The organism is Aliiglaciecola aliphaticivorans (genome assembly GCF_054782055.1).
This window is the reverse complement of sequence record NZ_BAAGTF010000006.1, coordinates 99066-123152: the sequence shown is the minus strand read 5'-3', so window position 1 is coordinate 123152 and position 24087 is coordinate 99066. Positions and strand designations below refer to the sequence as shown.

Below are 24087 nucleotides of genomic sequence, written 5' to 3'. Positions count from 1 at the left end.
TTATTCTCTTAACGGTGAGTTCACCGGGGTTACCGGTTTATCATTGGTTAAATAGCCAATGATATTGTCTGCGACCAAATTGGTCATTGCGGTGTAGGCTTCTTTTTCGAAATTTGCAAAGTGGGAAGTTAAGGCAACATTTTGTGCCGTAATAGTGTTGACTTTGTCGGTGTATACATCCAAACCTGCACCGTGTAACAACCCTTTATTGACCCTGTCAATTAGAGCATCTTCGTTGACTAGTCCCGCTCTAGCGGTGTTAATCAGTACCGCATCAGGTTTCATCAAAGCAAGCATATCAGGGCTAACCAAATCGTAAGTTTGCTCTGATAGCGGCATGTTTACGCAAATAAAATCGGCGGTTTTCATCAGCTCTTCTAAGGCTACCTTGCGCGCATCGATGTCTTTTTCCATTGCTTTATTTTCATAAAGATCGTAATAAATAATGGTATTTTTGAAGCCATAGTGCATCATTTGGGCAACACGAGAGCCAATTCGTCCTAACCCAACAACACCTGTAACTTTGTTGCGGATAGACACTGCCGTAGGGCGTTGGAAAGAGGGCTCAGGATCGGTTTTCATTGCCCGTCTTTCAGCATTTAGAGCTGGAATTTGACGGGCTATGGATACCAATAAGGCGACGGTTGCTTCAGCTGTTGCATGAAACGCTTCTTCGGTAGGAGTATTGGTGACTTGAATGCCTTTTTGGGTAGCCGCTTCCACATCAATATTTGAAAAACCAATACCATAGTTTGAAATTAACTTAATACTCGAAGGTAATTTTGCGATTAGGTTTGCATCAATATTGTCTTCGGTATGGGTGATCAATGCATCGGCTTGCTTGGTTTGCTCAAGCAGCAATGACTCAGAACATATCTCGTCTGATTCTGTGGTTTGTAAGCTTATGCCGTTTTGGGCTAAACGCACTTTTAGCAACGCTGTGTCAAACAAGGGTCGAGTAAGGAAAACATTCATATCTAAATCCTCTAAAATGCGTAGCCGCAGTCAAGTCCAGCTTCATCTAATTCAATTAAAAATGGCGCGTTAATCGATTTCGCCTGTTCTAACAGTGTTTTTAGCTGTACTAAGTCATTAGCGTGTCCGGCTTGACAACCCATGGCTTGCGCCAGCGCTACGTAATTTGGGGGAATGATATCCACACCATTTTTCTCAACTTTAGCGTCATCCATAAAACGACGAATTTCACCATGGCCTTGGTTATTCCAAACAATATAGATAACCGCAATATTGGCATCCACGGCACTGATAATTTCGTTCAAGCTAAATTGACCACCACCGTCACCGGTTAAACCAATGACTGGATTTTTTGGAGCTCCAATGGCAGCGCCAATAGCCGCTGGAAAGGCGTAACCTAAGGTGCCATAACCTGTGGTAGAGTGAAAATAGCGCGCGGTATGACTGGTCTCATAATATGCTTGTGCGTAATAAGCTGGCTGAGTGGAGTCACCAACAATAATACAATCACCCAAGGTGTCGGTGATGGTTTTGAAAAAGTCGGTATAAATCGATTTTTTCATGTCTTGAGTATCGGTACGCAATTTGTCACAGCGAGTGTGAACCGCCTCCACATTTTGCGAACTGTTATTCACTAATTGTTCACTTATGGCAGATAACGCTTGTTGGGCATCAGAGAGAATGGGTAAGTCAGGTTTGTGATTACGCATTAATTGCGCACTATCGATGTCAATCCGAATAAGCTTGCCTTTAATATCCAGATCACCCAAAAAGAAAAAATCATAATCGGTTTCAGCCAGCTCAGTCCCTACCGCTAAAACCACATCTGCCTGTCTTTCGAACTCTTCACGGATTGCTGGGTGAGAAGGCGTTGAGCCGATAGATAAGGGATGTTCTGGGGGGATAATTCCTTTGCCGTTACAGGTGTTAATAACTGGCATATTGAGTTTTTCAGCTAAGGTTTGTGCCACTGAGTCTACATTTTTAGCCCCACCGCCTAAAATCATCACCGGACGCTTTGCTTCGTTTAATAGTTTTGCTGCTTGTTGAATACTACTTATCTGTGGAGCAGGAGGTTGCGGCATTGGCCAAGGTTGCATGTCGAGGTGACTAGCATCTTGGGCTAGTACATCAATGGGGATCTCGATATGCACTGGACCTGGACGTTGACTGTTAAATACAGCAAAGGCTTGAGCTAACACTTTAGGCAAGTTATCTACACTTAAAAGAGTATGACTATATCGGGATACTTGTGAGGTGATGGCTAACTGATTAGGTAACTCATGCAGCCGACCTTCACCCATGGATAATTGTTGGGTGCGACTCACAGAAGATATTACCAGCATTGGGATAGAATCCTGTAATGCTTGTCCCATGGCTGTAACAATATTCGTCATGCCCGGACCGGTAATAATAAAGCACACCCCTGGTTTTCCAGTGACTCTGGCATAACCATCGGCCATAAAGCCTGCACCTTGTTCATGTCGAGGGGTAATATGTTGAAGCGTGGCGCCTTTTAAGCCGCGATAAAGTTCGATGGTATGTACACCTGGGATGCCGAAAATGGTATCGACAGCATATGCCTGTAATAATCGAGTAAGTGCTTCACCACAAGTTTGTTGTTGCATAAAAATAGCTTACCTATGTTTCTTTGGGTTTCGTTATCACGCCCAATTGGTCTTTCAAAGTCGACACGAGTAGGAGTATAACGCTTTAAAGTATTAAATTTTGTTGCATGCCTGTTGCCACAACTGTTCAACTGTTTCTTTCATGACCAGAGCTTCTTGCCAGCGATCACTTAACTCGGTGCCGTCTTCGCCGGTAATCGCATAAACTGGCGGTCCGAGTTCACATAAAAATACGCAAGCATCGTCACTTTGTTTGCCGTGCCGGGCAATCCAATTTTCAAACCCTTCTAACCACCATTGTTGAAACAACTCAAACCAAGGTTTATGTTGTGGAAACAAAAAAGGCACCTGAATTTGTTCCCGTGTGGCAACCCGACCGTGGAACGCTTCAGCGCGAGTGAGAAACTCAGAGATGCGTTGATTGGCTTCATCATGTAAGGGTAAATAGTACTCTTGATTCACTAACGTATGTGATAAATCAGCGACCATTAGCAGTTCAGGAACTTGTTTCATCAATTGCAGGGTAAAGTGTAAATCGTTTGTCATGCAGTTGCGGTGTATTTCTACGTGTGAGGTGATTCCTGCCTTTTCACCAATTGCAATCCACTGTTTAGTTACGTCAGCAACTTCTTTTACATCCCAAGGTTCAATTTGTCCAACAATGGCAATGAATCGTGGTTTGATGGGTTGTTTGGATACAAATTCGATTATTTCCGCATAATGCTCAACACTTTTAACAAAGGCGTTATACACCAATTCCAGTCCATGGGCTTGCAATAATGGCATGGCTGTTTCGATCATGTCGAGTGGATGATAGCCAATATCAAAACTTACGCCTTTGAAGCCAGCGTCAGAAATTTTTTGGATTTTTTCCTGTAGGGAAAGTTCAAAACCATCAGGGCGTTTATATTCCATTGCCCACATTGATTGGAAAACATCTAGTTTTACCATTATTGTTCCTCGGTTGATGTTGGCTTAATGCCGTGTTTCGCGAAGGCGTCTAGAAGCGGAGTAAGTTGCGGTTGAAAATGACGCCATAGATTGACGGAACGGCTGTAAATAGGTTCGCGTACTTGACTGGCACTGGCCGTTTGGCTAGCGCTATTATTTTGATGGAAATTGAGACATTCAGACTCCCAATCCAATCCACAAAAAGCAAGTAACTTCTCAGTTTCTTGTTCTTGTGAGCTTACGAGAGACTCATATTCAATGGTATGAATTTGTGTCGGGAACTGTGACTTCCATTGCGTCATCATGTGGTTATAAGCAGCAATGAAATCGGCTGTATCCGTTAGGCTGTAAGAGTATTCATAACCACGGTCGAATAACATTTTGAAGTTGCTCAATGCAGCATCAAAAGGATTACGTTTAACATGTACAATTTTTGCGTTGGGAATTGCTTGCAGAATCAGTCCACAGTACAAAAAATTGAAAGGTAATTTATCAACGAAATACGGCGCATTATTGACGTAGTTATTAGCTAAATGCAGATAGCGGGAAGCCATATTGGTTAATGCATCAGGAGTTAATTTCTGGATAAGATCTTGATCTAGTCCTTCCAGTCCTGCTGCTATGGGTTTACCGCCTGCTTCAAGCAAGGCCATTGGGAAGGCGTTTAGTTCGCCACCACTGACCACTTTGGAGTGACTGGCAATAATACGTTCAACCAACGTGGTGCCGGTTCTTGGCAGGCCAACCACAAAAATAGGCGTTTGTGCTGCATTTTGCGTTGGATTGGCATCACGGGCTAGTAACGTTTTCGACAGTGCAACCACGGTTTTCATGAGAGCTTGATCTTGGGCAATATCGTAAGGTCTTTGCTTGCGTTTTATCTCAGCACCTTGATTGTAGTGAATGAAAGCTTGTTGGTAATCTCCAACGTCTTCAAACACTTTTCCGGCTGCATACTCAAGCATAATATGACCTTTATGCTCAGGGGCTAAACGTTGCTTACAGTCCTCTAGCAGGGCCGATATGTTATCTGATGACTTAAAGCGACGCAGTTGCGATAGGTTGTAACAGGCTTGGTAATTATCCGGCTGCAGTGCAATCACTTCCCGATAGAGCGCTTCGGACTCATTCAGATCCCCCTTGAAACGCAGCAACGCGGCCAATTGGTTGCGACTGCGTTTGCTGTCGGGTTCAATTTTTAACGCCCTAGAATGGGCAATGATGGCTAAATCAAGTTGATTAGCCATATAACGCAATTCACCCAATTTATCCCACTGTTGTGCAGTGCAATCATCGTTTAACAACAACGCGGCTTTATCCAGCGCTTTGACGGCGGGAGGAAAAGCCTGAAAGTGCAAATAACAGCCCGCAAGATGGAAAATGTTCCATATATTGTTGGGCTCACAATTAATCGCTTTTAAGGCGCTATTGATGGTCATTTTGGCTTGCCCGAGACGCATACTTATCTCTGACAAGTCCACCCATAACTGTGCATTATTGGGTGCTTTGCTCAATCCTTCAGTGCAAAGTTTGGCCGCTTTATCGAGATCGTTAGCGGCCAAGCTTGCCTGAATCAGCGAATGGTAGTTGGCGTTAAACTGATTCAAAATATTTACTCTCTTATAAGACGAAGCTTATGAAACAAAAGCATATTTTATCAGAACTTATAACTAACAGTTGCGCCGACAGTGCGTGGACGAACACGATATAATTGGTCGCCTAGTTGACTAATATCATATTGTTCACCGGCTTTAACTTCACCTGCAGCGGCATCAATGATGTATTTACCGTCGCCGTCAGACGCAGTTGGATCATCGGCATTGAATAAGTTGTCAGCAAACACAGAGAACGACCATTGCTCTACATCGTATCTGACACTGGCATTCCATAGTGTGGATGCAGGAATTTCGTCATAAGATGTTTCGTAAAAAATCGAAGGCTGAGCGTAACCAGTAACAAATTCGTCTTTGTATGAAACACCAATTTGGGCTGTCATAACACCTTCACCAACTTCTTGTGTGTAAAGTAGTGAACTGACAATAGTTGACTCAGGAATACCGGGCAATGTCTCGCCGTCAGCTGCGCCAAAATTACCATCTGGTGTAGTGAACTCTTCGGTTAACTCAGCTTTGGTATAGGTATACCCGAAGTTCAGTTTTAGGTTATCGGATAAGTTTGCATTTAGCTCAATCTCAACGCCTTTGGACTCTGCACTTTGGGCGTTAATCATTGCTGGGAAACCACCATTTGGTGATTGCACAAGCATGATCGGATCTTCCCAATCAATGTAGTAAGCGGTTGCGCTATAGTAAAGGTCGCCGTCTAATAAGCTGCCTTTTACACCAACTTCATAGTTAGTTGATTTATCTGGCTCAAAGAATAAATATTCTTCACCTTCGGCAAAAATACCGGTAGTGGGTAAACCATTAGCACCACCATGGCGGAAGCCTTGGGAGATGTTTAAATAAACCTTAGTATCAAAGTTGACGTCATAAGCGACATTAAATCGATAGAGCAAATCGCTGAAATCTTTTTCATCTTCACCGGCAGCGTAGCCGCGCGGATCAATGCCTGAGTTTTCAACATCACCACAGGTAAAGAAACCTAAAGTCGTATTCCAGAACTCTTCGCAGGCTGGCAGCAATACTTCTTGTTTGGCATAAAAGCTTTGTTCAAAATAACGCAAACCTGCTGTGACACTGATTTGATCTGTAGGGTAATATGTTACTTCACCAAATATAGCGTAGTCTTCAAATTCGGTTTCTTGAAGATTGCCATAACCTACATCTGTTCCAACGGGATTGGTGATATTGAAGGCTTCATCTAAACCATAAACATAGTCGTAGGCTTCAGCTTCAAAATCCACAGAGTTGTAGTAAACTCCTAAAAGCCAATCAGTGTTTGCATCGGTTGAGCCAGTTAAACGAAACTCTTGGGTGATGGTATCGGTTTTGTAGGTTTTTTCACCAACGATAATTTCTGACGCTGGCGCTGTTCCGCCAGTGTAGCCGTAGTAAGAAACGTAGTAGGGGCCCCACCAAGTTGAATGACCATAGTTGTAACTTTGGTCATACATGTTTTCTGCTTCATTACTGGTGAATGAGGTGGCAGAGGTTAAGTCGGCGAAGCCTAGCTCATGCTCTATCACAAGTGATGTGATGCTGGTTTCACGCTCAAATTGCTCTAATATCTTAGCCGCCGTTTTATAACCGCCTAAACCTTCAGATGTTGCAGAAGAACCTTGTACTTCATCTTTTTGGTAATTATGGGTTAGCAATATTTCGGTTTCATCGGTGGGTAACCAACGAGCAGAAATACGGGCCATGGAGACATCTTCGTCATTAATATCTTCAGCTGTTTGATATTCACCGGTTGGTTGTTTATTTTCATCTAACCCAGCAATGTAATCACTGTCGATGTAACCACCATTTTTAAGGGTGGTTACTACACCACGAACTGCAAAAGTGTCGCTAAGTGGCACGTTTAACGTAAATTCTAGGTCGTGGTTCAAATCACCAGCGCCATCGGTACTAGATACTTTTGCCTGAACTTTACCTGAAACTTTATCGAATTCAGGTTTGTTGGGAATATAGCGCATTGTGCCGCCCAATGATCCTGAACCATACAAGGTTGACTGTGGACCTTTAAGCACTTCTACACGATTCATATCCCGCAATTCTAGGTTAGCGAAAAGCGGCGTTTCTCCTAAATAAACTGAAACCACAGGGTCTGTGGTCATCGCGAAATCTTCTTGAGCACCACCGGTTAGGTTTAACCCGCGCATGACGATTCCAGAGGAAATACCATTTTTGCCTCGACCTACGTCGGTAAGAGTTAGACCCGGTATAGAGCGAGCTATGGCAGAAAAGTCAGTCACTCCGGCATTTTCTAGCGCTTCACCACCGTAAGCTGAAATGCTGTATGGCACTTCTTGAATTGTGGTTTCACGGCGTGTTGCTGTTACTGATATTTTTTCAATAGCATTTGCTTTCGGCTTTTTATCTTGGGTAGTAGCCTCTGTTTGCGCATAACTAAATGTTGATGAGCCAAGGCAGGCGCAACAAATCGCAACTCTCAACTTATTTGGATTAAACATCACAATTCTCCCTAGAATTAAGTCTTATAATTATTAAGTACACTTTATACAGTTCGCTTAGCTGCTAGAAATACTATAGCGTGGCATTTTTGCCCGCAAACAATGAAAACGACTGGCGGTATTCCATTTTGGAATGGTTTATAAAACAATAAGTTAACTGAAAATATAGCGTCTTTGGCGATTTATTTAGGTCAAAAGGTATTTCACAAGCAACGGCTTGTATGGTGAAATGCAACGCTTCGGGCGTGATACTTTCATTCACGCGGTAATCAATCGTTAAAGTAAAGGTATTTTAAGTGAGAGGAAAACTTCCCAGCATTATTTCCTTGCAGTGTTTTGATGCAGTTGCTTACCATCTAAATATGACCTACGCAGGGGAAGCATTGCACTTGACCCAAAGTGCAGTTAGCCGGCAAGTTAAGAATCTCGAGAGCTTAATTGGCAGGCAATTATTTTATCGACAAGATAACCAGCTAGCACTAACCCCTGTGGGTGAACAATATGCTGAAGAGGTCCATAAGATATTAAACAGCCTAGACTCTATTACTCAGAAAATATGTTCCAATACGGACTACACCAAGACAGTTAAATTGAAAGTGGTTACAGAGCCCACGTTTGCTATTGCTTGGTTAATGCCCAAGTTAAACGAGTTTTACATTAATTATCCTGAGATCGAAATTGATTTAGGCACTGATTATGAATCGGTGACCCGCAATACTCGCCGCTGTGATTTTGCCATACTTTGGGGAAGTGGTGATTGGCCTCATTATTATGCAGAACCGCTGCGTCACGACACTTATTTGGCCGTGTGTACCCCTAAATATCTGCGCGGACGCAAACCGGTCAAGACCATGGGAGAAGTGGCTAACTTTGATTTTATTCATCAAAGTAGTGCAATTTCAACCACCGATGAATGGTTCCTTGAAGCGGGTATGACAGAAAAAGAAATATCAATGATAGGCGGACAGCATTTTGATTATTTCATCTATTTATTACAAGCAGTAAAAAATAATATTGGGGTTTCTATATTGCCTGAATATCTAGTCAAAGATGATATTTTAAATGGTGACCTGATCATTGCATGTGAGGAAACTTACACCCCCAAACAACGGTTTCATATACTTTATGATGAAGAAAGGCAGGAAGATTACGCCATTCGTCAATTTAGAAAATGGTTATTAACCCACAAAGATGACATGTAAATCTTCGGACCCCCATATGCACAGCACTCCTAACAATGTGTTTAGTTCTTCAGACCAAATCAACCTTATTGACGCTTTGGGGTCAAAGGCGTTTTTTGCCTCTTTGGTAAACCTCCTTAAAACGACCACAGAGTTCGATAGTAGCTCGGCTATTTGTTACAACAAAGACAAACCACCAGAGTTGCTATTTTCAGATTTACTGGAACATGAACAAGAGATCTTTTATGCCCGCTTTTTGGACGGCGCTTATGTGGCCAGTCCGGCATATCAGGGATTTATGAATAATGCCTCTGATGGTGCGTATTTGTGGTCTGAATTGATGCCAAAGGGGTTCAAAAGCTCGCAAATGTACATGTCATATTACCAACCCAGTAGTATCGAAGATTTATTGTATTTTTTTGTAAACTGCGGCGATAGTGGTTTTATTCAGTTCAGTATTGGACGCCACTCACCCAATCCCAAGTTTTCGGTGGACGAGTTTAATTGTTTGAATCAGATCAATAGGGTTATCATTGCATTTATTCGCAAACATTGGGAGATAGTTCAGCTTAAACACGCCCATGGTGGACAGACTTTGTCTTCTGTTGTGTCTACTCGCGTGAACTACTTACTAAACAACTTTGAGCCTGAACTGTTGACAGCTCGAGAACGGCAAATTGCTAAATTAGTGATAACTGGTCATTCGTCACAATCTGCCGCTGATAATTTACATATTTCACCTGGTACCGAGCGTGTGCATCGGGCCAAGCTATACGCCAAACTAAAATTGCGTTCCAGTTCGGAACTTTTTTCCTACTTTTTAGGCCAGTTAACCCGTCTTTCGTAACGTATTCAGCAATCTTCAATTTTCTCACTACAGGCTAAAAATACTCAATTAAATTAGATGTATAGTCTTTTTTGATAAGGAATGAGGTGAATAACAGGATACAATGTTTCGGTTTTATGAAGTTTTTATCACACTTTGTATTTGTAATATATTTGTCGTTTTTCGCTGCTAGTTTTTCCCCCGCGCTGTTTAAGCACATTCTAAACGTCACACGCTAAATCAAACTTTCTATTAAAAATAGTGAATTAAAAACGCACTCTTCGTTGTGGGTTTTGTGCTGATTTTTCGTGTTTTGTCATGATGTTCAACAAGTATACCAAATCCAGTTTAGGCTGAGGTTACCTTGCGTAAAATAAAAAATAACTCATATCTGAAGGGATAATTACAATGAAAACAACGTTTTCGAACTCACGTTCGCTAGGGTTACTTTGTCTTGTAGCGGGTCTTAGTGCCTGTGATGACGACAAAATTATTGAGGTTGAAGTACCAGTTGAAGTGCCTGTAGAAGTCCCTGTAATGGTGAATGCAGAGCACACCATGTTAACTGACCCATTCCTACAAGTTCCAACTGATAGTTCAGTCAATGTAGTGTGGTTCACTAATTTTGAAGGTTCTGCACACACTTTGACTTATGGTGACGCTACTACCTCTGATGTGACCACTACCCAGTTAAGCCGCATGATGGAAGATGCTTCCTCTCAACAGTTTGGTAAAACCTATGATGCCGTGAGCTATCGTTCGGTTTATCGCCACGAAGCGACTGCAGAAGGGTTGACCCAAGGTGTACGACTAGACTATTCAGTATCGAGTACAGATGAGGATGGTTTTGTATTTGCTAGTGATACTTTTACATTAGCGCCAGCGCCAGCAAAAGATGCACCGTTAAAAATCCTATTAACGTCTGATTTGCAGTCAAAAAAGAACGTTGTAGCTAACTACCAAAAGGTGGTTGAAACTGTAGGTACACCTGATGCGGTTTTGTTCGCCGGGGATTTTGTAAATGTACCAGACCGCGCTTCAGAATGGTTTGACCAAGCAAAAGATAACGCGCCTGGTTTCTTCCCTGCGCTGCAAGGCCACTATCAAAAATACCTACCTGGCTTCCCATACAATGGAGGTGAAATTCTGCAACATTCACCGTTGTTTGGCACCATAGGTAACCATGAAGTTATGGGCCGATATAATCCTACTGAAGATGATTATTCTCTCAATGGTAGCTTCAATGATCCGCAACCTGCATGGTATGCAGAAGCGGCCTACGAGCAAGTTAAAGCCGACGTTAACCCAACGGATGATGCAGACATTAAAGCCCAATGGATTGCTGATCAATCACACAACCAAACGAGCTTCTTAGATATTTTCTCTTTTCCTGACGATGGCCAGGGCGGTGAAGAATACTACGCTACAGCATTTGGTGACGTATTTATTATTTCCATGAATGTATCAAGAATATGGCGCTCTTGGAGTGTGTCTGGTGCCAGTAAATCGAAATTTGTAGAGGGTTTGAGTACCTTAGAAGACCCTTCTCAATGGGGCTTTGGTGAGTTTTTATTTGAACGCTTTGATAAAGATTCTGACCAATATGCATGGTTAGAATCAGTTATGGAAAAGGATGCGTTTAAAAATGCAAAATACAAAGTGGTTATGGCCCACCAAGGGGTATTTGGTTTAGGTGACAATACCGTTCCAGTATTATCTCAACCGGTTATGCAACTAGTGGAAACCGATACCCAAGGGAATGAATCTATTACTGAATTCACCTTTCCTTTGAGTGCGGATACCTGGACCAATGACGTTGAACCCATGCTAGCAAATGTCAGTGAGGTGCGTTATCAATACCCACTTGATCAAGATGTCTGGTTAAATGATATTGAACCTTTATTGTTGGAAAATGGTGTTGATTTAGTTCACATCGGGCACTCACACTTATGGAATCGTGCTCAGGTTGAAGATTTACACTATTTAGAAAGCTCGAACGTGGGTAATTCCTACGGTGCTTATTATGTGGATAGTAGCGGTGTGTATACCAGAGATGTACGTTCCAGTTATGCGGATTTTTGGGCTGATGTGAATTCAGCAAATCCTCGCTGGGCTATTGAAGATTATCCACCGAATGGCGACCCACAAGATCGCGTTATGAGTTTCCCCACCGTGTTTAGTCCTATGAGTTTGGAAAATGAAGACTATCCAAATTTACCATTTGTAACGAGCAATACCTTATCGGTCTTCTCTATTTTGGATACCGGCACGGGAACTGTGCAAAGTTATGTGTTTGACCCAACTAATCTGAATTCTGATGTTCAGTTATTTGATGAGTTTTCCATCGAATAAATCTGTTGTTGTTTATCAGCTAATAGCCGGCTAAGGTTATTAGCTGATTTTTTTGAGGATTAAACTGGCTTTATGTCGGCAATATTTACTTCTTCAATATGCAATTGAATATCTAAAACGGCTTCAGTGCTGTGCTTAGAAAAATAATGACCTTGGATAGGTGCGATAACATCTGGGTTATGGCTAACGGCAGTAGGTATAAAAAAGCTGTTTGCCAAAATGCCATTAGTCGGATCAAAACCTTTCCAGCCCGCACCGGGTAAATAAACTTCGGCCCAAGCATGCATTGAACCCACTGCGCGATTGAAACTATGGTTGCCTTCCTCGGAAGATGGGGGATCAAACAAATACCCGCTCACAAACCTGGCGGCTAACCCCAATTGACGAACGGCTGAAATAAATAGCATCGCCATATCTCGACACGAGCCTGAACGTGACGCTAGTGTGAGATTTGGACTTTGGATACCTTCTTCATCTCTGCGCACGTAACTTATGTCGCGACCAATGGCTTGGTTAATATCCGTTAAAAACTGCACAATATCTGGGTGTTTTGCCGGGGAGGGAACTGCTTGTTGAAACCAGCTAAGCACCTGAGATTCATTTTCATCAACTTGGTCTTCACCTAAGCGATATGGAGTTAAGGATCTCAGATCGTCGCCTCGATAATCAAAAGGGTATTCAATGGCATATGGCTCAAGTAAGAAATCGTAAGGGTTATCATCATTAATCTCTACATGAATAACCGTCTTAAATTCTAAGATGTCCGACTCCGTAAGACCAAAGTTGCATTTTACCACTGAATTGCCTTCAACATCGCTGATAAAACTTTGTTGTGCAGGCGGTATTGTTGCTATTGAAAAGCTATGAACCCGCCTCTGATGGCCTTCAACGGGGTGAAGATACAAACTGTGCCCTGAAAAACTAACTGGGCCTGAGTATGTATGACGAGTTAAGTGCTCGATACGCAGTATCATAAGTTTATCGTGTCCCAAAGTTAGTATGTGTTACTCAAACACTGCCGAGAATTGAGGTTATACCCTACTTGCAGATGATGCAAACTACAATCTGTTGGGGGCGTTTCAAGGGGGAGTGAAATTATTTATTGCACAAAAAGTAGCGTTTTATTGTATTTAACTTGCAAGTTAAAACCAATTTCATTTTTCTTTTGAAAATTATGATAAGTCATTTACCTTATCAAAGGATGCCATCTTTCCAATTCACCAACTCGCTTGTTCTGACAAAAATAACTCGGTTAACTTGCTCAATAGTGGTTATTAGATTGGCACATAAACAGCTTACATGATAGCAAAATAAAACATCACTAAAATAATAGTTAACTGTTTTAATTATAAAAAATTCTACTTTTGGACTCTTCTAGCACTATCCTTAGTTATATATTGAATCGTTTTTCTAATTTGGTTTTTAACTTCCTTACTATTCCATATTCATGTGTTTTTTATTAACTGAAAATTTAAAATATACAAATTATTAACATTTTAGCTTGCGTAAATATACTTAGTTGTGTGATGATGATTCAACTACTTGGATATTTAAAACAAACATTGATTGTGGTGATGTTTCAATGGGTTAGAAAGCAGGAGGTAACACTATATGGCTTATATTTTTGATGCAGTAAGAACCCCAAGAGCGAAAGGGAAAGAGGGCGGGGCGCTGGCAGCAATGAAGCCTGACGAACTTGTGTCTCAGCTAGTGACGGCGATTCAGCAACGAACCGCCACTGAAATCAATCCAGAGGCGTTGATTTTAGGAGCCGTGGGGCAGGTGGGTGCCCAAGGGGGAAACATTGCATTGGTATCGAAGTTTCGAGCTAATTTAGCAGATTCCACCACAGCGTTTTCAGTCAACAATTTTTGTGTCTCTGGACTTACTGCAGTTTCTCAAGCCGCAGCAATGATTGACTCTGGGCAAGCACAAACCGTCTTGGCCGGTGGCGTAGAGATGATGTCTAGTGTTCCATTTATGGCGGATAAAGCAGATTTTTACACTGACCGAAGTTTACCTCTACGCAGTCGCTATTTATTGGTTGCACTTGCTGCAGATCGATTAGCAGAGGATCAAGGGATAAGCAGAGAAGAACTTGATCAAGCCGCACTGAGATCTCAACAACGCACAAAAGCTGCAGAAGATAGCGCGCTAGTGGCATCACGAGTTGCAGTAAATGGTTTAAACCATGAAGAGTGTCTGCATCTTGGAACTCAAGCGTCATTAGCATCACTAGCGCCTGCTTTTGCAGGTGCCGCTAAATACTATAAAGACATACTTGGTAGGGATATCGACCATCGCCACACTATTGCCCATGCACCGCCGATTTCAGACGGCGCGGGCTTAGCTTTGGTGGGAACTAAAGATGCCATAGATGCGCCACCTCGGGCACGAATCGTTGCTTGTGCAGAAGTTGGTGGTGATCCCGCAGAGTCGTTAACGGCTGGCATTGCTGCTATGGAAAAAGCTTTATCCCGTTCAGGTTTGTCATTGAATGACATGGATCGAATTGAATACATGGAAGCGTTCGCTGTAAGCATCGTCAAGTTTATCCGTGATTTTGATGTGTCAGCAGACAAGGTAAATGTTTCAGGTGGGCATTTAGCAAAAGGCCATCCTCTGGGGGCATCAGGAGCAATATTACTTTCTACCCTATTAGATACCTTAGATGTTGCAAAGGGACGATATGGTCTTGTGGTTGCAGCGGGTGCTTCGGGTATTGGCAGTGCGATGATTGTAGAACGATTAGGGGAATAAGTAATGAATGAACAGCAAACATCAATTGATATTATCGCAAAGCATCAAACTACCCTAGAGCAGGCCATAGAGGCTGTCAAAACTCGGAAAAGCTGGAGTCCATTCAAAGACTCACCTTCGACCAAAATACATGGTCCGGAAAAGCCGAATTTAGGAAAAGCCGCATTTACGGCGCATCTGAATCAACCTTTTACACTGGATCTGCCCGGAATTAAAGGTTGGGCAGGTGAGGAAGTTTCACCTTTTACTCAACAGAAGCTGGGGATCACATACCCACTTTGTGAACCAGAAATCATCATTGGATCAGCAAAAACGGCCATGACGAGTTGGGCAAAAGCAAGCCCTGATTTACGGGTGGCATTATGCCTGGAAATTGCGCAGCGCATGTACGACAGAAATTTCGAAATGGCACACTCGGTCATGCATGTGGCTGGGCAAAGTTATACCCAAGCTTTTAGTGGTTCAGGTCCTAATGCCTTGGATCGCGGTATTGAAGCCTTAGCTTACGCCGCTATTGCAATGGATAATGTTACGCCGAGCGCCCAATACCATAGAACCTTCGGTCGCGAAGAAGTGAATCTAGACAAAACTTATACACTCGTGCCCAGGGGGATTGGATTAGTGATTTGTTGTGCATCATTTCCCACCTGGAACGCATATCCAGCTATGTTCGCCAGCTTAGCCACCGGCAATCCGGTCGTGGTTAAACCGCATCCTATCGCTATTTTACCCATGGCAATTGTGGTTGAAACCTGCCGCGCTACTTTAGCGGAATTTGGGTTTGACCCAAATTTAGTCACTCTGGCGGCCGATACGTTGGCTGAGCCTGTTGCACAACACTATATTAAACACCCTGATGTGCAGATCATCGATTTTACTGGCAGTCCTCGTTTCGGTCATTATTTGGAAAGCACTGTGACTCGCAAGCTGCTCTATACCGAAACGGCGGGAGTAAACAGCGTGGTTGTGGAGTCGGTAGACAACTTAGCTGAATCCATGCGTGCCATAGCCCGAGCGACGAGTTTATTTTCGGCGCAAATGTGCACCAGTCCGCAAGTCGTATATGTGCCTAAAGATGGCATTAAAACAGCAGATGGCCATGCCAGTTTTGAGCAGGTGGCACAAACCCTTGTGAATGAAATTGATGCCATTGGCCACGACCCTAAACTCGCCGCGGGTATAATGGGAGCCATTCAAGGGCAAGTTAGTCTTGATGTTGTCGAAGAAGCTGAAGCAATGGCAAACAAACATGGTTTACCAATCTTACGGCACGGGGAAGCATATCCTCATCCTGATTTTCCTAATGCACGAACGCTCACGCCACTTGTGATCTCCGCTACATCTGCTCACAAACAAATGTACTCAGAAGAACGCTTTGGTCCCGTATTATTTATTGTTGCGGCACAAAGCGGCGATGATGCCGCCCACGAAGCCACTGAACTGGCACGCACCCGGGGCACCATTTCATGTTATTTGTATTCAACCGATGAAGATTTTATTCATCGCTGGGTCGATGAGTATGCACAAGTTGGCGCAAACTTAACAATCAATCTCACCGGTGCTATGTGGATCAATTTTGCCGCAGCGTACAGTGATTATCACGTAACAGGATTGAATCCTGCAGGAAATGCGTGTTTAGCAGATCTGTCTTTTGTGGCTTCTCGATTTCGCATTGCCCAACGACGTCGACCGATTTCTGAGGGGGCAGCATGAGCCCAAGTGTGTACATTGTTGGGGCCTCAATGACGCCTTTTGGTAAACACATTGAACAGAGTGTTAAGTCATTAACCACTCAATCAGTGGAGGCCGCCCTGAAGGATGCAGGTATCGACAAACAAGCAGTGCAAGGCGCATGGTTTTCGAATACCCGGCAGCAAATGTTGGAAGGGCAGAATACCATTCGAGGGCAAATTGCGTTGCGTGCTGCAGGGATTGAAGGGATCCCCACTATCAATGTAGAAAATGCGTGTGCATCTGGTTCCACTGCGGTGCACCAGGCGATGACAGCAATAAAAGCTGGCATGCTCGATATCGCCTTGGTGGTTGGTACTGAAAAAATGGTTTACAAAGATCGACCCGAGAAAGTGGCCGCTGCATTTGCTGGTGGTACTGATATCCATGACCAACAAAGTGTACTCGATTATATTGTATCCATCGGCGGGGAAAAGCCCGGACCCGACCGCAGTTTGTTTATGGACTTGTATGCCGCTCAAGCGCGGGTGCACATGGATAGTTTTGGCTCAACTCAGGAAGATTTTGCTCGTATTGCAGCCAATACCCACTGCCATGGACAACATAACCCCAATGCACAGTACCGCACTCCCTTTAGCGTTGCCCAGGTGCTAGCGGATAAAAGTATCGTTCAACCCTTTACCCGTGCTATGTGCGCACCTGTTAGTGATGGTTCTTCTGCAATGGTTCTATGTAGCGAAAGGGTTCTAAAACAAATTGGTTTGTCACGGGCGGTTAGAATTCGTTCATTGGCGCTTTTGAGCACGATTACACGAGACAAATTTGATTATGCCCATCACATTAGTCGCAGGGGGGCACAACTTGCTTACCAGCAAGCCGGAATTGACCCTAAAGATATTGATGTTATTGAGGTTCATGATGCCACGGCGTTTTCGACGTTGGTACAAATTGAAAATTTAGGCTTGTGTGAGCAAGGTGAGGTGGGGGCGGCTTTACGAAAAGGAGACTTCAAGATTGGTGGCAGAGTACCCGTAAACCCATCTGGAGGACTGCTTGCTAAAGGGCATCCTGTTGGTGCAACGGGTATCGCCCAACTGTACGAGTTAACCAGCCAATTGCGAGCAGAGGCTGGCCCAAGACAAGTGGAAGGAGCGCGTATTGGGGTGGCAGAAAATGGCGGAGGGTTCCTCGGTGTTGAAGAAGGAGTCACGACCGTAACTGTGTTGGAGAAAGTGTAAATACACTTTTGATATCCATCTGCATTCTACCTCCAAGATTTAAGGAAAAAGCTTATTTCAAAGGCGGAACGAAGCAATAAGTGAACTGGCTAAAAATACAAATAAGAGAATGCTATAAATGAAAGAAGTTCAAACGTTAAATTTAAAATTACCGGTATTTTGCGCACCTATGTTTCTCGTTTCAGGTCCAGAATTGGTTATTGCAGCATGTAAAGCTGGGATCAGTGGCGGGTTTCCGTCTACCAACACCCGCACCATTGAAGAATTAGATAAGTGGATGAGCAAAATATCCAGCGCTTTAACCGATGAGGATGCACCTTGGATAATGAACTTAATTACCCATTCAACTTATACCCGTTTGGAAGAAGAGCTAAAACTTGTGGCTAAGTATAAACCGGCCATTGTGATCACAGCTCTGGGCTCACCTAAACCTGTAATGGAGACTGTAAAGTCTTATGGTGGGATGGTGTTTGCCGATGTGGTGGATTTAAAGCTGGCCAAAAAAGCGGCCCAGGCCGGGGTTGATGGACTAGCCTGTATTAGCGCCGGAGCGGGTGGTCATACAGGTCAACTCTCGCCCTTTGCTTTTATTTCAGCGGTGCGTGAGTTTTTTGATGGCTATATTGCTGTGGGCGGCGGTATTTCTGACGGCAGCGGCGTGGCTGGCGCTATCGCTGCAGGTGCCGATTTTGTTTATATGGGGACGCGATTTCTACCTGCTAAAGAAAGTATGGCTCAGGCAGAGTATAAAGAGATGGTAGTAGCAGCAAATGCAGATGATCTTATGGTGTCGGCAGCTATCACGGGAACAAAAGCATCCTGGTTGAAACCAAGTTTGCAGAAAGCCGGACTCGACCCTGATACCCTCGCAGATAGCGTAAAAAGAGATTATTCAGGGGGAGGAGATAATAAACGCTGGAAAGATATTTGGGCGGCAGGACAAGGTGTAGGACGCAGTCGTGCCATTGAATCTGTAGCCGATATCGTCGCTGATTTAGACGCTGAATATAGTGCAGCTATCGAGCGGTTTAAATGCAAGACCCTTTAACGCTCCTTATATCAAGTACAGATAGTTCTTCCGTGAGTATTTCTTAATTATATAAAACAAGGGGATAGCCCTATGAGCAAGATTTTAAATGGGATCCGAGTATTGGATTTTGGTCGATATATTGCTGGCCCCTTTTGCGCCACCTTGCTTGCCGACTTAGGGGCCGATGTGATCCGTATAGAAAAACCCAGCGGTGGTGAAGACAGGTATACAGTGCCAATTAGTGACCAAGGTGAAGGCGCATATCATACTCAGATTGGGCGCAACAAAAGGGCAATTACCTTAAACCTCACATCAGTAGAAGGCCGTGAAGTAGTGCGTCGTTTAGTGGCAACAGCTGATGTCGTGGTAGCAAATTTGCCGTATCCCGCACTGAAGAAACTGGGTCTTGATTACGAGACACTCAAAGAGATTAAACAGGATATTATTTTGACCACGGGCTCTGCATTTGGGGCGACTGGACCTTATGCCTCCAGAGGGGGGTTCGATACCGTAGCTCAAGCCATGTCGGGGGCTATGTATTTAAGTGGCAGTAAAGATGAACCAGCCAAGTCGTTTGCTCCTTACAATGATTTTGGCACTGCATCTTTGAGTGCTTTTGGTACATTAGCTGCGCTGATGCATCGTCAGCAAACGGGAGAAGGTCAAATGGTTGAAGGCACTTTGTTAGGAACCGCTTTAACCTTTAACAATGCTCCATTAATGGAAGAAGCCATTGGTGGCATAGGCCGACAAGGCAGTGGAACCAGAGGCCAATATAATGCGCCAACTGATACCTATCGTACTAAAGATGGCCATATTACCGTACAAGTCGTTGGTGCAGGAATTTACAAGCGTTGGGCGAGGTTAATGGGAGAGGAAGCATGGTTAGATGATCCTAGATTTGATTCAGACCAATCCCGAGGTGATCACGGTGAAATTATCGGTCAGCGAATGTCACATTGGTGTGAGCAGCGTACTAACCAAGAAGTGCTAACTGAATTAGCCCAAGCTGGTATACCTTGTGGCGAGATGCTAACGCCCCGTGAGGTGCTAGAAAACGAACATATTGTCGCAGCCAATATGTTTCAGTATTGCGAATATCCAGGAGTAGAAATCCCAGCGCCTATTGCAGATCATCCTATTCGTTATTCAAAAACCAAAGTTGCTAAATTTACACGGGCTCCTACATTAGGAGAGCATACCACTGAAGTGCTTAGTCAGGTTGGCTACACTTCTCAACAGATTAACGAATTGAAAACAAAGGGGATCATTTGAGGGGAATTCTCAGCTATTTACTGAGTTTGCCCCGACTGTTACTGATTTGCAGTGCGTAGGATGTGTCGGTTGGAAAGACCTCTTTTTTACAGCAGGAACAGATCATTTCGAGTTTCAAAGGATCTCCGCATATTGTGTGGGTAAGCAACAGTGGCGGCCCTTCAGGGGAGGGTAACCATTTGTCTCCCCACTGCATCAATGTCAGTATTATTGGATAGATACTGATACCTTTTTTAGTCAATTTATATTGAATTCGTCGTGAATCACCAGCAACTTCAGTGGTGGTTAGGAACCCGTCTTCACAGAGTTCTGAAAGACGGTTAGACAGAATATTGGTGGCAATATAGGTGGCTTTCAGAATACCTTGAAACTGGTTGACGCCACTAAATAGTGAACGAAATATCAACATGCCCCAACGATCACCTATGATTTGAATACTATCATCGAGTAAGGTTGTGCTGCTTGCAGACTTCGAGGTTTTACGTCGCCTCGCACTGTATTTCGCTTCCATTTCTCCGGCACCGGGGCCGGTTTCCCAGCTCACATCTAAAGGACTAATTTCAGTACCGCAAGACTCACAGGCTGGGAAGGGTTCGGTTATATTGCCACAGGATTTATGGGTGAGGACGATTTCCAGTTTTCCGGATTTTTGCCCCCATTGACGCTCCCAATGCAACATTGCCAAGGCAACGGGATACAAGTCGATGAATTTTTCAGTGGCTTTATATTCGTAACGTTTTGGTCTTTCACTGTATGCGACTTTGACCATGCAACCTTTGTCGATTAGACGTTTGAGTCGATTACTCACCACGGGTTTTAACAGCTTAGTTTGTTGGCAGAACTCGTCGAATCGTCTAGCGCCAAGCCAATAACTTTCCATGATCAACAAAACCGGGCTATCACCTATAATTTCAAGTGCTCGCCAAATTGAGCAAGTTTGAATGAGTTTTACGTCGGTAGATGGGCTATTCAAATGAGTCGGTTCCTTATCTATTGTCACTTCTGACGGATCCCTAATCTAAATCATATCTCCAATTATATAGGTGTGATTATGAAAGTTACTAGGAATAAATAATAGCTCCTAATTTGGCGCTTAAATTGCAATTTAAACACAGCATTTGCCAGTGCAATTATGGCTCAAATTTATCATTGCTATAGATTAAAATTAGGTTAGTTCCATATGGTTTTATAACAAAAGTTAAAAAAGAATAGTTTGCGCTAAATCAAAAATAAAATTATTTTTACAAACTGAGGGAGAGCTAATCAACTTGCCGTTTAGCTTAACCCATTAGTGCTCATCGGTTCCGACAATGAACGCGGCACAGGTAGTGGCACTTCCGCCAAGGTTAAAAATACCCACGTTATTGGCGTTTTCTATTTGGTAATCTGCGCATTGCCCTGTGGTTTGCTTATAGGCATCCAGCATCATTCTGACTCCTGTTGCGCCCACGGGGTGTCCAAGCCCAATGAGTCCGCCACTTGGATTAATTGGTAAGTCACCATCAAAGGTAATTATGTCATTTTCAACGGCCTTCCATGATTCACCTGGGGCGGTTAAACCTAGATGATCAATTAGCATGTATTCCGTCATAGAGAAGCAGTCGTGAACTTCCAGTAAATCTAAGTTATGCACACTTTCTAAGTTAGCCCGCAACAATGCATCTGCAAAGGTGCGCTTAACGTGGGGGAATATTAATCCATCATGTTCGCTCAATTCCAATTTGCGGTTCATTAATAGAGGGGCACTGCGATGTCCCCAACCTTTTATTTTGGGTATTGAAGATAGGGGAATATGGTTTTTTCTCGCATATTCAGCAGCGTAACTTTCAGTGGCTAAAAATACCACTGCAGCACCATCAGTTATTTGGCCACAATCCTGTTTCCGTAAGCGGCCTTCTACAACAGGATTAAACTCATTGTTGTCCATAAAACTTTGTTCATAGAATTGCCAATTTCGGGTTTGTGAATTTGGGTTGCGTTTAGCATTGGTAAAGTTTATATCTGCAATTTTAGATAGATGTCGCGTATCAATGCCGTACCTATGTTGATAGTGTTCGAGTAAGTCTGCAAACATTTTCGGCCAAACATAGTTGCAACCTTCAGTTTCTTTACCTACCCAGGCAGCAGAGCCCAAATACTCAGCGCCTTTTGCTGAGTTAACATTGCGCATCAGTTCAATACCTAAAACACAGGCAAGCTGATAGTGCCCGGCTTCTAAATCACGCATGGCACTTAATAAGGCAATAGAGCCTGAGGCACAGGCCGCTTCATGTCTTGATGTGGGAATGTCCGCAAATTCAGGAACTGCGTGGGCGAAGAAACCATTAAGTTGGGCTTGTCCGGTAAACAGGTCAGATACAAAGTTGCCAACGTGGGCAACCTCTACATCCTCGGCAGGTACTTTAGAATCCTTCAAGCCTTGCTGTAAACAACTCTCGAATAAATCGTATATGCTCTTATTTTCCCTAGCCCAATTACGACTGAAATCAGTCTGATTACCGCCTAAAATGTAAATGTTTTGTCCATTCATATTGTTCTCTTCAGGGATTAATAATTTTTATAAACCAACAGCTTTTTCACTGTTAACCCAACAAGCGTGGAATCCGACAGGGACGCGACTGGGTATTTTGAGGCGACATACCGGACCAGCGTCTACTTTTCTAGCATCGAGAATAATAGCTTCACTTTCACCTGAATCCCCATAGGTCAAAAAGCTGATGAGGTAACCATCATCTTCGTTGATGGCATTATCGGCAGGTGCAAATGGAGTCTCAGAGCCACAAGTACCGTTGGGGAAGGCATACACTTGCTTTTCACGAGTTTGGTGATCAAATTTAAACACACCACTAAAATTAATTAGCGAATCGCTAGGCATGAGGGTGGAATAACTATATCGATATTTTTTACCAGTCTTCCAATCTGCATTGATCATTGGAAACTCAACATTGGTATCGTCAAGTTGTTCTTCGGTGGTTTCACCTGTGGCTAAATCAAACGTCCAACGGTACAGTTTTACGTCTTTCCAGGTGCCGGCGGATTCCATTCTTTCAATGACGCCATCTCCAGGTTTGCGTGGTGTAATAGGATCCGGTTGACGACAACCATCCATAATGATTTTACCGCTCTCTTCATAGGCATTAACGGTGTGATACATATAACATGCACTGGCATCAAACCATTGTATATCGTCGGTAGTACCATGTCTGGGTACTACCGCAAACCGGCTTGGACGGTCTTTGAAAAAGTGTAATCCGTGGCTACCTTTGTTCCAATGCAGAGGTAAGTCCATCAATATTGAGTAGTTTTCAGTAATTGCCATGTCGTGGGGCAGCCGGGCGCCAGGTAGAGGGATCTCTATGTAATTGGTTAGCTGTCCTGTCTTGTCTACTACGCCGTATGTCATGTAGGGTTCTTCCATGTTGTAATCGAAGAACATTAATTCACCGGTAGAGTCATCTACTTTGCAGTGGGCAGACATCTGCCTGGGCAATTTACTGTTAAAGGTTTCTTGGCCTTCAGTTTCCAAGGTGACAGGGTTTACTCTGTATGGGATCCCTGTTTGATAGAACGTGGTTAACAAGGCACCATTGTGCCAAACCACATCTGTATTGGACGCATCTTTGATTGAGAAGTCACTGCCACTTCCTGGTGGCGAGTTTGGATCCGGTCTTGGCATTGCGTAGCCAGGCCATAATGCATTTTGTGCTTCGCTTTCCATATTAAAGTGTTTGGTTCTAATCCAACGGTTTTTATAACTGGCTTTGCCATTTTTAAAGGAAAGGGTATGCAACATGCCATCACCATCAAACCAGTGGTGGGGGCCTTTGCTGGCAAACCGAGGGTTCGCTCCGTTACGGACGTAAACGCCGGTTAAATCCTCTGGCACTTTACCTTCTAAAACCTCTAAACTATCGACTGTATGTTCAAATAAGGTTGGACCTAGTGCACCGTGCAAATATGGGTTCACATTATGAAGATGTTGTTCTTCTTTGGTCCACTCAGGAGTATCTTGTTGCTCATACTCTTTAATCATTTTTGAGTTCATGGGAGATCCTTTTTATGTGTTTTCTGGTGCGAATTGAA

General features: G+C 43.5%; 17 protein-coding genes. 8 read left to right on the top strand and 9 right to left on the bottom strand.

Annotation, left to right across the window (positions count from 1 at the left end; genetic code table 11):
• The 5 genes from ACYVIL_RS04095 to ACYVIL_RS04075 all read right to left on the bottom strand — a co-directional run bounded on the left by ACYVIL_RS04095 (position 1) and on the right by ACYVIL_RS04075 (position 7650).
• Positions 1-975 (bottom strand): 2-hydroxyacid dehydrogenase, encoded by a 975-nt coding sequence (locus ACYVIL_RS04095; protein WP_460311655.1) that lies wholly within the window; start codon positions 973-975, stop codon positions 1-3.
• An 11-nt stretch (positions 976-986) separates the two neighbouring features.
• Positions 987-2603: a 5-guanidino-2-oxopentanoate decarboxylase gene (locus ACYVIL_RS04090; protein WP_460311654.1), complete on the bottom strand. Its 1617-nt coding sequence runs from the start codon at positions 2601-2603 to the stop codon at positions 987-989.
• Positions 2604-2696: 93 nt separating this feature from the next.
• Complete coding sequence (locus ACYVIL_RS04085; RefSeq protein ID WP_460311653.1) at positions 2697-3554, bottom strand: sugar phosphate isomerase/epimerase family protein; 858 nt, start codon at positions 3552-3554, stop codon at positions 2697-2699.
• Positions 3554-5161, bottom strand: coding sequence for a tetratricopeptide repeat-containing sulfotransferase family protein (locus ACYVIL_RS04080; protein ID WP_460311652.1), 1608 nt, complete (start codon positions 5159-5161; stop codon positions 3554-3556). Before ACYVIL_RS04080 ends, ACYVIL_RS04085 begins: the two co-directional genes overlap by 1 nt.
• Positions 5162-5211: 50 nt before the next feature.
• The gene (locus ACYVIL_RS04075; protein WP_303474860.1) at positions 5212-7650 is read right to left on the bottom strand and encodes a TonB-dependent receptor; all 2439 of its coding nucleotides are present in this window, start codon (positions 7648-7650) and stop codon (positions 5212-5214) included.
• A gap of 296 nt (positions 7651-7946) precedes the next feature.
• Between ACYVIL_RS04075 and ACYVIL_RS04070 the strand changes: the two genes are divergently transcribed.
• From ACYVIL_RS04070 to ACYVIL_RS04060, 3 genes are all read left to right on the top strand, one after another.
• Positions 7947-8852: a LysR substrate-binding domain-containing protein gene (locus tag ACYVIL_RS04070; RefSeq protein WP_460311651.1), complete on the top strand. Its 906-nt coding sequence runs from the start codon at positions 7947-7949 to the stop codon at positions 8850-8852.
• Positions 8853-8868: 16 nt separating this feature from the next.
• On the top strand, positions 8869-9678 hold the full coding sequence (locus ACYVIL_RS04065; RefSeq protein WP_460311650.1) for a response regulator transcription factor: 810 nt from the start codon (positions 8869-8871) through the stop codon (positions 9676-9678).
• A gap of 387 nt (positions 9679-10065) precedes the next feature.
• Positions 10066-12009, top strand: a complete 1944-nt coding sequence (locus ACYVIL_RS04060) for a fibronectin type III domain-containing protein (protein WP_460311649.1) — start codon at positions 10066-10068, stop codon at positions 12007-12009.
• A 59-nt stretch (positions 12010-12068) separates the two neighbouring features.
• Here ACYVIL_RS04060 and ACYVIL_RS04055 read toward each other — a convergent pair whose 3' ends face one another.
• Complete coding sequence (locus tag ACYVIL_RS04055) at positions 12069-12983, bottom strand: transglutaminase family protein (RefSeq protein ID WP_303474856.1); 915 nt, start codon at positions 12981-12983, stop codon at positions 12069-12071.
• A gap of 637 nt (positions 12984-13620) precedes the next feature.
• Between ACYVIL_RS04055 and ACYVIL_RS04050 the strand changes: the two genes are divergently transcribed.
• From ACYVIL_RS04050 to ACYVIL_RS04030, 5 genes are all read left to right on the top strand, one after another.
• Complete coding sequence (locus tag ACYVIL_RS04050; RefSeq protein WP_460311648.1) at positions 13621-14769, top strand: acetyl-CoA C-acyltransferase; 1149 nt, start codon at positions 13621-13623, stop codon at positions 14767-14769.
• A gap of 3 nt (positions 14770-14772) precedes the next feature.
• A complete protein-coding gene (paaN, locus tag ACYVIL_RS04045; protein ID WP_460311647.1) occupies positions 14773-16482 on the top strand; it encodes a phenylacetic acid degradation protein PaaN in 1710 nt (569 codons plus the stop codon).
• Positions 16479-17699, top strand: coding sequence for a thiolase family protein (locus ACYVIL_RS04040; protein ID WP_460311646.1), 1221 nt, complete (start codon positions 16479-16481; stop codon positions 17697-17699). Before paaN ends, ACYVIL_RS04040 begins: the two co-directional genes overlap by 4 nt.
• Before the next feature lie 118 nt (positions 17700-17817).
• Positions 17818-18747 carry an NAD(P)H-dependent flavin oxidoreductase gene (locus ACYVIL_RS04035; protein ID WP_460311645.1) on the top strand — a complete coding sequence of 310 codons (930 nt, stop codon included), beginning with the start codon at positions 17818-17820 and terminating at the stop codon, positions 18745-18747.
• 72 nt (positions 18748-18819) lie between these two features.
• Complete coding sequence (locus ACYVIL_RS04030) at positions 18820-20004, top strand: CaiB/BaiF CoA transferase family protein (RefSeq protein ID WP_460311644.1); 1185 nt, start codon at positions 18820-18822, stop codon at positions 20002-20004.
• Between the two features lie 13 nt (positions 20005-20017).
• Here the strand turns inward: ACYVIL_RS04030 and ACYVIL_RS04025 are convergent, their stop codons facing one another.
• The 3 genes from ACYVIL_RS04025 to ACYVIL_RS04015 form a co-directional block, all read right to left on the bottom strand.
• The gene (locus ACYVIL_RS04025) at positions 20018-21004 is read right to left on the bottom strand and encodes a winged helix-turn-helix transcriptional regulator (protein ID WP_460311643.1); all 987 of its coding nucleotides are present in this window, start codon (positions 21002-21004) and stop codon (positions 20018-20020) included.
• A gap of 288 nt (positions 21005-21292) precedes the next feature.
• The gene (locus ACYVIL_RS04020) at positions 21293-22534 is read right to left on the bottom strand and encodes an acetyl-CoA acetyltransferase (protein WP_303474849.1); all 1242 of its coding nucleotides are present in this window, start codon (positions 22532-22534) and stop codon (positions 21293-21295) included.
• 27 nt (positions 22535-22561) lie between these two features.
• Positions 22562-24049, bottom strand: coding sequence for a carotenoid oxygenase family protein (locus ACYVIL_RS04015; protein WP_460311642.1), 1488 nt, complete (start codon positions 24047-24049; stop codon positions 22562-22564).
• Between the last annotated feature and the right edge of the window lie 38 nt (positions 24050-24087).